At 52.1% G+C, this 11,636-nt stretch carries 11 protein-coding genes and 1 other RNA gene; 7 read left to right on the top strand and 5 right to left on the bottom strand.

Translation table 11 applies throughout. The annotated features are described in order from the left end of the window. The 3 genes from BOW52_RS02710 to BOW52_RS02700 all read left to right on the top strand — a co-directional run. Positions 1-105 (top strand): IS3 family transposase (locus BOW52_RS02710; protein WP_135621954.1); only part of this gene is annotated, 105 nt, incomplete at its 5' end. A gap of 44 nt (positions 106-149) precedes the next feature. Then, complete coding sequence (locus tag BOW52_RS02705; RefSeq protein ID WP_078482549.1) at positions 150-4,883, top strand: DUF3320 domain-containing protein; 4,734 nt, start codon at positions 150-152, stop codon at positions 4,881-4,883. A 60-nt stretch (positions 4,884-4,943) separates the two neighbouring features. Then, positions 4,944-5,165, top strand: a complete 222-nt coding sequence (locus BOW52_RS02700; protein ID WP_135621952.1) for a hypothetical protein — start codon at positions 4,944-4,946, stop codon at positions 5,163-5,165. On the opposite strand, the gene BOW52_RS17980 is transcribed toward BOW52_RS02700, so the two are convergent. The 3 genes from BOW52_RS17980 to smpB form a co-directional block, all read right to left on the bottom strand. Further along, positions 5,132-5,443 carry a phage/plasmid replication protein, II/X family gene (locus BOW52_RS17980; protein ID WP_408021561.1) on the bottom strand — a complete coding sequence of 104 codons (312 nt, stop codon included), beginning with the start codon at positions 5,441-5,443 and terminating at the stop codon, positions 5,132-5,134. The two genes, BOW52_RS02700 and BOW52_RS17980, sit on opposite strands and share 34 nt — an antisense overlap. Positions 5,444-5,774: 331 nt before the next feature. Continuing rightward, positions 5,775-6,147: a transfer-messenger RNA gene (gene ssrA, locus BOW52_RS02690) on the bottom strand. A gap of 100 nt (positions 6,148-6,247) precedes the next feature. Next, positions 6,248-6,733 carry an SsrA-binding protein SmpB gene (gene smpB, locus BOW52_RS02685; protein ID WP_078482547.1) on the bottom strand — a complete coding sequence of 162 codons (486 nt, stop codon included), beginning with the start codon at positions 6,731-6,733 and terminating at the stop codon, positions 6,248-6,250. A gap of 124 nt (positions 6,734-6,857) precedes the next feature. Between smpB and BOW52_RS02680 the strand changes: the two genes are divergently transcribed. From BOW52_RS02680 to BOW52_RS02670, 3 genes are read left to right on the top strand one after another with little or no spacing between them, the layout of a single operon-like run. Beyond that, a complete protein-coding gene (locus BOW52_RS02680) occupies positions 6,858-8,246 on the top strand; it encodes a sodium-dependent transporter (RefSeq protein ID WP_078482546.1) in 1,389 nt (462 codons plus the stop codon). A gap of 6 nt (positions 8,247-8,252) precedes the next feature. Then, positions 8,253-8,690, top strand: coding sequence for a type II toxin-antitoxin system RatA family toxin (locus tag BOW52_RS02675; protein WP_078482545.1), 438 nt, complete (start codon positions 8,253-8,255; stop codon positions 8,688-8,690). Continuing rightward, the gene (locus tag BOW52_RS02670) at positions 8,677-9,006 is read left to right on the top strand and encodes an RnfH family protein (RefSeq protein ID WP_078482544.1); all 330 of its coding nucleotides are present in this window, start codon (positions 8,677-8,679) and stop codon (positions 9,004-9,006) included. The genes BOW52_RS02675 and BOW52_RS02670 overlap by 14 nt, the downstream gene beginning before the upstream one ends. A 3-nt stretch (positions 9,007-9,009) precedes the next feature. Here BOW52_RS02670 and BOW52_RS02665 read toward each other — a convergent pair whose 3' ends face one another. Continuing rightward, the gene (locus tag BOW52_RS02665; RefSeq protein ID WP_078482543.1) at positions 9,010-9,333 is read right to left on the bottom strand and encodes an outer membrane protein assembly factor BamE; all 324 of its coding nucleotides are present in this window, start codon (positions 9,331-9,333) and stop codon (positions 9,010-9,012) included. A 100-nt stretch (positions 9,334-9,433) separates the two neighbouring features. Here BOW52_RS02665 and fur point away from each other — a divergent pair, with 100 nt between their 5' ends. Beyond that, positions 9,434-9,850: a ferric iron uptake transcriptional regulator gene (gene fur / locus BOW52_RS02660; protein ID WP_078482542.1), complete on the top strand. Its 417-nt coding sequence runs from the start codon at positions 9,434-9,436 to the stop codon at positions 9,848-9,850. Between the two features lie 115 nt (positions 9,851-9,965). On the opposite strand, the gene recN is transcribed toward fur, so the two are convergent. Continuing rightward, entirely contained in the window at positions 9,966-11,636 is a 1,671-nt protein-coding gene (gene recN, locus BOW52_RS02655; RefSeq protein WP_078482541.1) for a DNA repair protein RecN, read from the bottom strand.

The following is an 11,636-nucleotide window of genomic DNA, read 5'->3' as shown; positions in this document are numbered from 1 at the left end:
ATCTTCGACTACATCGAAGTGTTTTATAATCGTCGGCGCAGACACAGCTATTTAGGCCACATCAGCCCGGAACAGTTTGAGTTGGAACGGTGTGGAAATACTTGAGTGTCTACGGCGTCGGGGGAAGTCCAGTTTAGAAGGTAATAATTATGTCTACAGATGCAATTGCCCGGTTAGAAGTAAGTAGAAAAGAGCTACTTGATCTTGGTTTACGCAACCCATTGATCAATCATCGCACTCGCGCTAAACAAGTCAAAGTTGTAGATGAACTCTCTGCTGAGATTATTCGGATATTAGTAGCCGAAGGTCGAAGTATGAGCTTTGATGCTTTGCCGGACAAAAAAGTAGAAGAGCTTGTTGAACGTGAAAATGAAGAAGGTGGTAATGCCAATGCAGTTAATTGGGAGGATCTCCTGGCGCAACCTGATGAGGAGCTGGCTGAGGGGCAGTTAGCAGATCGATATACAGACAACAAACTGCAAACCAATATGGTCTCGGAAAAGCTCCAGTCCAGGTTGCTCTCGATTCACAATGATGCACGCTCATACCTGGAAGAACAGGGTGTAAATATCCTTTACCTCGCACTTGGTTTCTTACACTGGTATGAGGCACCAACAGCAAAAGAAGCGAGACGAGCTCCTCTGTTGTTGATCCCAGTAGAGCTATTGCGTGCAAATGCTCAAGAAAGGTTTCAGCTTTTCTATACAGGTGAAGATGTTGGCGATAACCTTTCACTCAGTGAAAAGCTCAAGGCTAAATTTAATATTGAATTACCTAAGGTTGAAAGCAGTGATGACCTTGATGTCAACGCATACATGGAATCCGTCGCGGATGCTGTGAAGAGTGATGAACGTTGGAGTGTGGAGGCCAACGAGATAACCTTAGGGTTCTTCTCGTTCGGTAAATTCTTGATGTACAAGGATCTTGATGCCGAAGTATGGTCTGAGGAAGCTAGAGGTGACGGCTTTTCTATCCTGGATTCATTGCTGACTGATGGCTTTAAAGAACCAGAAAGTACTTTCGGAGATGAAACGCACATCGACGAAGTAATTTCACCCGCTGACGTGCATCAGGTTAAGGATGCGGATAGTACTCAAATTCTTGCGATTCTCGATGTTAATGCTGGTCGAAACCTTGTCCTGCAGGGGCCGCCGGGGACCGGAAAATCTCAGACAATCACTAATATAATCGCTGAGTGCATTGGTAATGGTCGAAAAGTACTCTTTGTATCCGAGAAGATGGCCGCGCTGGATGTAGTAAAACGTCGCCTAGATGAGGTTGGATTAGGTGATGCCGTTCTGGAGCTACATAGCCATAAGACGAATAAAAAGCAGGTTCTAGCGGAGCTTGACCGTACATTGCATCAAGGCAAACCGGTAGTAGAAAACCCGACAGACGATATTGAGACTCTCACACGCTTGCGAGATGAGTTGAATGCCTATTGCGATGCGATCAATAAACCAATAGGGAACACCAGAACAAGTTTCATTAATGCGCTAGGCTTCGCACTTAATAGTCATCTCGGTGACATTGAAGTACAACCATTTGATTTTGCTGAAATGGCATCCTGGTCCGAATCGGACTATCGCTCAGCAAGGATGGAAATCGAGAAACTGGATCGTCATCTCGCTGAATCTGGAACACCAAACAAGAGTCCTTTCAAGTCGAGTAGATTGAATGAATTTCTCCCTTCCCAGCGTCCCAGGCTGGAAAGTGCATTGGAGATAGGTCAGAAGGATACCAATGCTTTACGTATAGGGTCGACTGAATTAGCTCAGTCAATGGGCCTACAATCTCCAGAGCATAGAGAAGAGGTAGAAGTAATTTGTCGTGCTGCTCGCAGAGCTATGGAGGCTCCTCACTTGGAAGGCTTGGCCCTCTCATCAGCTGAGTGGCAGGGGCGGCGTGATGAACTTGCATCCTTAATCTCTTCTGGCAAGGCATTGAGTCAGGCTCATGAACGTTTTGATGAATGGGTGATCGACGAGGTGTGGCAGCAAGATCTTATCGATGTGCGGCAACAATACGTGACCATGGGGCCTAAATGGTGGCGTTTCATTTCTGGAGACTTCCGCCGAGCTAAGGCCAGACTTCAGGGTCTATGTCGCAAACCTCTACATAAAGATGTCGGTGAAACTATCTCGATGATCGACACTATTCTAGATAGTCAAAAACACCAGAAGCAATATAACCAGTTATCTGAATTGGGTGCCTCACTGTTTGGAGCACAATGGAAGAAGTCAGAGTCCGACTGGGATGTATTGGAAAAGCTAACAGAGTGGGTAGTTAAACTCTATCGTGATGTGGGGGATGGCGTAGTACCTGAAGGCATTGTGAATTTCCTTTCAGGTTCCCCCAAGGTTGATGAGATCAAAAGCAAGGTTGATGGGGTAGAGGCTCAGCTTCAAGAACATCAGCATGCCATGGAGCAGGTGGCCGACCTTCTTCAGCTAAATTTGAAGGAGGGAACAAAAGCACACTGGGGGCTCACGTTAGATAAACAAAGCGACTATCTTTCCTACTGGCGTAAAAGCATTGATAGCCTGTTCCACCTTGTCAGGTTTAATCAACTTTCTGATGAATTATCAAAAAAAGGGTTGGGTTTTGTTGTGTCCGTGTCTAAGGATTGGACCCACGGTGAGAATAGCCTGTTAAAGCTGTTTGATTACAGTTGGTATAATGGTCTAGTTGAAAAGGCTTACGTCGAGACCCCTAGCATCAAGATGTTTGACCGTACGCACCACACTCATATGCTGGATGAGTTTACACGCCTTGATCACCTGTTATTCCGCCACAATCAGGCGCGATTGGCCGCAAAACATTGGAAGTCTCTTCCAAAGCTAAGCGGTGGCGGTGAGTTACACATCATCAACCGAGAGATTAATAAGAAACGCAAGCACATGCCAATCCGTAGGCTCATGAGTGAGGCGGGCAGGGCTATTCAGGCTATTAAACCCGTATACATGATGAGCCCAATGTCTATAGCCACCTATGTGCCGCCGGGCTCTGTTCAATTTGATTTGGTTGTCTTTGATGAGGCGAGTCAGGTCAAGCCTGTGGATGCCTTTGGTGCCATCATTCGCGGTAGTCAAACGGTGGTGGTTGGTGACAGTAAGCAGCTGCCGCCTACCAGTTTCTTCGACAGTTTGGTTGAGAGCGATGATGAAGATGACTTCGAAAATGTCGCAGATATGGAGAGCATCCTTAGCCTGTTCCTCGGAAAAGGTGCCCCAGAGCGGATGCTTCGTTGGCACTACCGTAGCCGTCATGACTCACTCATTGCGGTATCCAATTACGAATTCTACGATAGTCGCCTTGTAGTGTTCCCAAGCCCTGGAGCAAATCCTACTGCGCGTGGTCTCAGGCTACACCACCTGACTGAGACAGCATACGACCGAGGCAAAACCCGCTCCAATCCAGAAGAGGCGAAGGCCGTCGCGAAGGCCGTAATGGAGCATGCTAAAACACAACCGGATCTCACACTTGGTGTCGTTGCCTTCAGTACGGCACAGCGTGATGCTATTGAACTGCAACTTGAACTATTGCGCCGTGCAGAGCCAAGCTGCGAGCCATTTTTTAATGAGGGTGAGCGTGAACCCTTCTTTGTAAAGAATCTGGAAAATGTACAGGGTGATGAGCGTGATGTTATCTTCATTAGTATTGGTTACGGCAAGACAGCAGATGGTTACATGGCCATGAGCTTTGGCCCTCTAAACCGTGATGGTGGAGAACGTCGCCTGAACGTACTTATCTCACGTGCCCGCTTGGCAATGGATGTTTTCTCTAACTTTATCGGCGATGACATTGACCTCAATCGCACCAAAGCCCGTGGCGTTGTGGCGCTAAAGAACTTTCTTGCTTACGCCAAAACCGGAGTTCTTCAGCAACCTTACAGCACAGGCAAGGAGCCAGACTCTCCCTTTGAAGAGGCCGTCATCAAGACGCTGGTACAAAATGGTATCGAGGTGGAGCCACAGGTCGGCACCGCAGGTTTCTTTATCGATCTTGCAGTAAAAGATCAGGAAAACCCCGGAAGATACATTCTGGGCATAGAGTGTGATGGGGCAACCTATCATAGCTCCCGTTCAGCCAGAGATCGCGACAGACTTCGCCAAGAGGTGCTGGAGGGACTAGGGTGGCGACTGCATCGTATTTGGAGCACCGAGTGGTACCGCAATCCAGAGCAGGAGATTGAGCGAGCATTAGCCGCAATCGACAAGGCGAAACTGGACTACAGGAATGGGGTTGCTGCACAACCACCAAAGCCCAAGGCGAAAACGGAGATTGCTAAAATTGAGCGAGACAAGTCCGCTCAGGGGGAGGATGTGCCACACAATATCTCCATTCCATATAAACGTGCAGCGTTACATATACCGCTGGGTAACAGGGAGTTGCATGAACTCCCCACCACTCAGCTGTTGACCTCACTGTTGCAGGTGGTAGACCTGGAATCACCTATTCATAAAACTGAACTGATCCGCCGTGTTACGGAAGGCGCGGGATTGAAGCGTTCAGGTAGTCGTATCCAGACAGCAGTGCAAACTGCAATTGACCATGGCGTGAGAGAACAGAAAATTGCGCAAAAAGGGGACTTTATCTGGCATCCTGAGATGAGTGAGCCTGACGTTCGTGACCGTTCAGAGCTTGATGCCACAATGAAAAAATTTGAATTTGTCGCGCCGGATGAGATCCGAGTAGCACTCCATAAGGCGGTTGAAAGCGGATTTTCTCTAAGCGATGAAGATGCCGTTTCCAGTGCTACCCGCTTGCTCGGTTTTCAACGAGTCACGGCACAGGCAAAAAGTATTATAGATAATCAGCTTTCCAGCTTGCTCAACGATGGCACTCTTGTGTCTAAGAATAGAATGATCTCGCTGGGGTGAATATGAAGAAGCCGAAGTTGCCTAAAACGGCTTCAGTCAAGAATGATGGAAAATATGAATATGAGTAGTGAAAATGAACAACCTGAAGTGATGAGTGGCGAGTCGCTTGATATCAGTGAGCAGCGTAGAGACGAGCTAAAGCAGCTCTTCCCCGGTGTCTTTACCGAGACCACCAATGCACAGGGTGAAACGGTAGAGGCCATAGACTTCGAGCGTCTCAAGGCCGAGCTGGGAAGCTTCTCTGATGTCTACGGCGTTAGGGGAAGTCCACTGTCGGATTGAGTAGGTTCCAATCCTAGTGCATTGCATATCGAGTCATATAGGGCGTAGCCAAGGCCAATTAAGTCATCAGAACCAAAAATATTGTGCCCTTGAAGAAATTTCGCAGGATTACCCTCGACAAGTAATAAATCTTTGTCATGTGTTTTTAGATGGATCTTATTGGAATGTGATCCCGCTAAGCCAAGCCTTTTAATGGTTTGCCACTCGACTTCCCCCGTGTCGTTTTCAAACGAAACAATCCTACCGCCACATACTTCCTCGGAATGCTGGCAAGGGATAACAGCCTTGATTCAGTCGATCATCTGGCTGCCCTGATGCTTCTTAGCCTCGTAGCCAAGACTAGGTGCTGACACCGACACAAGCGGATGCCGCAAGGCGTGGCGCTCCGATGCCTTCGCGCCACGCCTTGCGGCATCCACTTGCTTACGGCGTCTCGATTATCGCTCTTGCAAACCGCAAGCTGGTCGAAGGAAGTTGTGACTAAATTGTGACTAAACAGAGGCCAAAACAGCCCCTTCCAGACCAGATGATCTAGAAAGAGTATTTGGTTAAGTTGTTGATAGTACTTGGTATAAGGTGGTCTAGAGTGGTCTGCTCTAAACCCTTGATTGGTGGAGGCGGCGGGAATCGAACCCGCGTCCGCAAGCCCTCTGCCATCGGCTCTACATGCTTATCCGGCCTATTATTTTAACTGACAGCAACCCGGTCGGCGGGGCCCACTGACAGCGATTCCGGTAGAGTTTTAGGCAATCAGCGCCGGACGCACGTCATGACGATCTTGTGAGAGTCGACGCCTGAATGTTCCGAAGAACCCGGGCGCACAAGCACGGCCCCGGTCAGACGGCAATCTACAGGTTTTTAAGCTGCGAGTGCGTAGTTGTCGTCGTTGGCAACTAAAAGTTTGCAGACGGATTTACGAGGAATCCTGCACCTCGGCATGCACCTCAGGTTTCGCGACCCACGTCGAAGCCATGTCGCCCCCATTGGTAACGGTGGGGAGTATAGCCGAAGCACACTCCCTACGCGATTAGATATAGAGGTCGGACGGACCCAATTCAAGTTGAGTGGGTTTGAGTGGCTGATTAGCCGTGTTTGAGTACGCGCTGTTTTTCGCGTGACCAGTCGCGATCTTTCTGCGCGGCGCGTTTGTCGTGCGCCTGTTTGCCCTTGGCGACACCGATCTCCGCCTTGGCTCGACCATACTTCCAGTAGAGCGCCATGATGATCAGGGTGTATCCCTTGCGCTCAACCTCGCCAATCAGTTTGTCGATCTCGTGGCGATGCAGTAGCAGCTTGCGTACGCGGGTCGGTTCGGGGGTGATATGGGTAGAGGTGGTCTGTAGAGGCGTAATGAGCAGGTTGGAGACCCATGCCTCGCCCTTTTTGAGAAAGACATAACTATCGGCTAGCTGCACCTTGTTCGCACGCAGGCTTTTGACCTCCCACCCCTCAAGGGCGAGACCCGCTTCAAAACGCTCTTCGATATGGTAGTCGTGCCGTGCTTTTTTGTTCAGCACGATGGTGCTGCCGCTGTCCGCCGGTTTCTTTTTTGGTTTTTTCTTCGCCATGGCGCGACATTATAGGGGATGCGGCGGTGCAAGGGGATGGCGATTTCGCCCGAATGCGGCTTGAGACGTCCGCTCAATTGGTCGATAATGGCGCGGATCTAATAACAAGAGCTGGAGAGAAGCCGTGGAGAAGCGCGAATCGATACACGGACAGTGGTCATCACGATGGGTTTTTGTACTGGCGGCGACGGGTTCAGCGGTCGGTCTCGGTAACATCTGGAAATTCCCCTACATCACCGGTGAGAACGGTGGTGGTGCCTTTGTACTGGTCTATCTGCTCTGTATTGCGGTGATCGGTGTGCCGACCATGATGGCGGAGATCATGTTGGGTCGTCGCGGTCGTCGCAGCCCGATCAATACCATGCGCCATCTAGCGGAGGAGGAGGGGCGTAACGGCGCCTGGAAGTACCTCGGCTGGGCCGGTGTCGCCGCTGGTTTCCTGATCCTCTCCTATTACAGTGTCATCGCTGGCTGGGCGCTGGCCTATTTCTTCCGGACCGCAGCAGGTGTCTTTACCGGTCAAACGGCAGATGGTGTCGGTAGTATTTTCAGCTCGCTGATCTCCGATCCCGAACGGCTGATCACCTGGCACACCATCTTTATGGTGATGACCACGGTGGTGGTCGCTCGTGGTGTGAAGGGTGGTCTGGAGAAGGCGGTGCGTTACCTGATGCCGGCGCTCTTTATCCTGCTGATCATCCTGGTTGGGTATGCGATGAACACCGGCGCCTTCCAACAGGGGTTGGAGTTCCTCTTCACCCCCAACTTCGACAAGATCACCGCCGACGGGGTATTGATTGCGATGGGCCACGCCTTCTTCACCCTCAGCCTCGGTATGGGTGCGATCATGGTCTACGGCTCCTACCTGCCGCAGAAGGCATCGATTGCAAAAACCACGGTGATGATTGCCATCGCCGATACGGTGGTAGCGCTGTTGGCAGGTATGGCGATTTTCCCAATCGTCTTCGCCAATGGCCTGGAACCGGGCGCTGGTCCGGGGCTGATCTTCCAGACCCTGCCAATCGCCTTTGGTCAGATGCCGGGCGGTGAACTGTTTGGGTCGATCTTCTTTATGCTGCTGGTCTTTGCTGCCTGGTCCTCGGCCATTTCACTGATTGAACCGATGGTGGCCTATCAGGTGGAGAATATGGGCATGAACCGTATCAAGGCGGCGAGCTGGACTGGTATGACCGCTTGGCTACTCGGTCTGGCCACCGTCTTCTCCTTTAATATCTGGTCGGAGGTGAAACCGCTGTCGATGTTTGAGACCTTCGCCGATAAGACCATTTTTGATCTACTCGACTATCTCACCTCTAATATCATGCTGCCGCTGGGTGGACTGTTGATCGCACTCTTTGCTGCCTGGCAGATGAGTCGCGCCTCAAGCCTCGACGAGTTGGCAATGAAGGATGGTTTCTTCTTTAAGGTGTGGCGTGTTCTGATCCGCTATGTCACGCCGGTTGCGGTCTCAATCGTCTTCCTTAACGCCATTGGTCTCATCTCAATCGGGTAACAACAGTTGGCAACAGTAAATAAGAGTGCATTGGTAAATTACTCTGCCAGAGAGATGTTCGATCTGGTTGATGATGTCGACGCCTATCCAGCCTTTCTTCCCTGGTGTCGCTCGTCCGAGGTTCTCTCACGTAATGAGGATCTGGTCGAGGCGAGTATCGAGGTGGCCAAGGGGGCGGTGCAGAAAAAGTTCACCACCCGTAACCGACTGCAGCAGGGCAAGATGATTGAAATGGGACTGGTTGAGGGGCCGTTTAAGCGCCTTGAGGGTTACTGGCGCTTTGAGGTGCTGAGTGAGCAGGCGTGCAAGGTGTCACTCGATCTCGATTTTGAATTCTCAAACAGATTAATGAGCATGGCCTTTGGTACGGTCTTTAGCCAGATCGCCAATACGCTGGTCGATGCCTTCTGCAAGCGGGCGGTGGATGTCTATGGAAAACGTTGAAAAGATTCCGGTTGAGGTCGCCTATGCACTGCCCGATGAGCAGGTGATTGTCACCCTGGAGGTGGAGGTCGACTGTACGCTGGAGGGCGCGATTGAGCGCTCGGGACTGCTGCAGCGCTATCCGGAGATTGATCTGGCGGTTAATAAGGTGGGTGTGTTTGGCAAGCTCGGAAAACTTGCCAACCCGCTGCGCGCGGGTGACCGGGTTGAGATCTACCGCAAGCTGATTGCTGATCCTAAAGAGGTGCGCAAACAGCGTGCGGCAGCAGGTAAGAAGATGTCCAAGGGGGCTCGAGAGACCCCCGCAGAGAAGTAGACGTTACTCGCTCGCACTAGGGCGCATGTCGCCCTCGATGCGGCTCAGCTTCTCCTCTTCGAAGAAGAGTGAGACACGACGTTTCTCTTTCAGTTTGCCGCCCTCGCTGAGGCTGTAGACGTAGTCCCAGCGGTCCTGATGGAAGGTGTCGGTAATCAACGGGGTGCCGAGCGCGTAGCGAACCTGACGTTTGCTCATGCCGGGTTTGAGTTTATCGAGCATCTCCTGGCTGACCACATTGCCCTGCTGGATGTCGATTTTATGTACCACACAACCACTAAGGGTAAGAGTTGCGCTGAGTAGTAACGTAATGAGAAGCTTTCCCATCTTTGCTTGTCCGCCTGTGTTGATTCGTTGATTTAGCTGGCGCGATAATAACCCAAGCCGGGTACCAATGGCACGAACATAACAATAATGGAGCAGTAGCTTGGAATCGGAAGAATTAAAACGTGCGGGACTGAAGGTCACCGCGCCGCGGGTAAAAATCCTCAATATGCTTGAGGCGAGTGAGCACCGGCACCTGACCGCAGAGGAGGTCTACCGGATGATGCATGAGTCTGGCGAGGATATCGCGCTGGCTACCGTCTATCGGGTGTTGGCGCAGTTTGAAACCGCCGGTCTTGTTGCCCGCCACCACTTTGAGAGCGGCCAGTCGATGTATGAGCTGGAGCAGGGCACCCACCACGACCATATCCTCTGTGTGAAATGTGGCAAGGTTGATGAGTTCGTCGATGAGACGATTGAGAACCTGCAGCGAGAAATCGCTGAGCGGGCCGGTTATCAGATGACCGACCACGCCCTCTATATTCATGGCATCTGTTCAGATTGCCAGAAAAAAGGTTAGTCATTCTGTAGCCGAGATGTAACGAAGTGAAATCCAGAGGCCTATCGCCCCGGATTTCACCGTATTCGGTTGATGACTCTAACGATTGGGCTGCCGCTTCAGTTGAGATTACTAACTAACCCGCCTGACTAATCATCTCTTCGGCGTGTGCCAGGGTCTGGGTAGTTATCTCAAGTCCGCCCAGCATCCGTGCCACCTCATCGACTCGTGCCTGTTCGACCAGTGGCAGAATCGAGGTGGCGGTCTGTTTACCATCGCTCTGTTTGGCGACCTGCAGATGTTGATGCCCCTGCGAGGCGACCTGTGGTAGGTGGGTGACACAGAGCACCTGGCGCTGTTCACCGAGGGTTCTGAGCTTACGTCCCACCGTCTCGGCCACACCACCACCTATTCCAGTGTCGACCTCATCGAAGATCAGTGTGGGGATGTGGGCGCTATCGGCAAGGATGACCTGAATCGCCAGACTGATGCGCGAGAGTTCACCCCCCGAGGCGACCTTGCTGAGTGGCTTGGGCGGCTGACCGGGATTGGCTGTGACGAGAAAATCGATCTGCTCCATGCCATGCGGTGAGGGTTTTTCACTCTCGTGCGACTGCAGTGCGATCTCAAAGATACCGCCCTGCATGCCGAGCTCATCCATCGCCGTACTGACCCCCTTGCCTAGCTGTTTGGCAGTCTTGCTGCGCGATTTGGTCAGCTGTTTGGCTGCCTTTATATAACGATTCTGCAGCGCCTCAATCTCGGCACCGATCTCATCGAGACGAATATCGGCCTGCTCAATGTTGGCCAGCTCATCACTCAGCTGCTGTGCGAGCGGTGGTAACTGGTGCGGCTCTACGTGGTGTTTGCGTGACAGGTTGTGGATGGTGCTGAGGCGTTCGTCGAGATATTGCAGACGCTCGGGATCGAGTTCGAGTCGATCGGTGTAGCGGCGCAGTTCATCGGCCCCCTCCTGGAGTTGGATCTGTGCCGAGTTGAGCAGCTCGAAACTCTCTGACAGATTGCCATCGATGCTGAGTTGATCTGACATCTCGTGCAGCAGAGTGCCTAGCTGAGAGAGCAGGGTCTGCTCATCGTTGTCGCGTAGTAGATCGAGATGACGCTGACAGACATCGATCAACTCACCGGCGTGGGCGAGGCGTGCGTGCTCCTCTTCCAGTTTTGGCAGCTCATCGGCGCTGAGTGCCAGTGCATCCAGCTCCTCGACCTGGTAGCGCAGCAGCTCGAGGCGCGAATCGCGATCAGCCGCGGCCTGACGCAGCGCTTGGTGCTCCTCATGCAGGGTATGCCACTCATCGGCGAGGCTGCTCACCTGTTTTAATAGCTTGGGGTAGTTGGCGAACTCATCGAGCAGTTGGCGCTGAATATCGCGTTTAACCAGTGACTGGTGGGCGTGTTGGCCGTGGATATCGACCAGCATCTCACCCAGCGCCTTGAGCTGTGCCACCGGCACCGGGCGACCATTGATGTAACCCTTGGAGCGACCCTCGTGGCTGACGGTTCGGCGGATATGGCACTCACCCTCATCGTCGAGTTCGTTCTCTTCCAACCACTCGGCGGCGCCGCTGTTGGTGTCGACCTGAAAGGTGACGCCGATCTCGGCCCGTTTGGTGCCGTGACGGACGATGCCGCTATCGGCGCGGTCACCCAGCACCAGGCCCAGCGCGTCGATCAGGATCGACTTGCCGGCACCGGTTTCGCCGGTCAGTACGGTCATACCCGCCTGCAGCTCAAGATCGAGCTGTTCGACGATGGCGAAGTTGCGAATCTGGATCTGACTCAGCAT

Origin of the sequence: Solemya pervernicosa gill symbiont, from assembly GCF_002020875.1 — a bacterium.
Taxonomy (GTDB): domain Bacteria; phylum Pseudomonadota; class Gammaproteobacteria.
The sequence above is the reverse complement of the archived record's forward strand: the minus strand, read 5'-3'. Positions and strand labels throughout refer to the sequence as shown.

Bases quoted from the DNA above. Each gene is read 5' to 3' on its own strand.
- BOW52_RS02705 (WP_078482549.1), top strand. From the start codon at position 150: ATGTCTACAGATGCAATTGCCCGGTTAGAAGTAAGTAGAAAAGAGCTA.
- BOW52_RS02700 (WP_135621952.1), top strand. From the start codon at position 4,944: ATGAGTAGTGAAAATGAACAACCTGAAGTGATGAGTGGCGAGTCGCTT.
- smpB (WP_078482547.1), bottom strand. From the start codon at position 6,733: ATGGCGAAGAAAAAACCAAAAAAGAAACCGGCGGACAGCGGCAGCACC.
- BOW52_RS02670 (WP_078482544.1), top strand. From the start codon at position 8,677: ATGGAAAACGTTGAAAAGATTCCGGTTGAGGTCGCCTATGCACTGCCC.
- BOW52_RS02665 (WP_078482543.1), bottom strand. From the start codon at position 9,333: ATGGGAAAGCTTCTCATTACGTTACTACTCAGCGCAACTCTTACCCTT.
- recN (WP_078482541.1), bottom strand. From the start codon at position 11,636: ATGCTGAGTCAGATCCAGATTCGCAACTTCGCCATCGTCGAACAGCTC.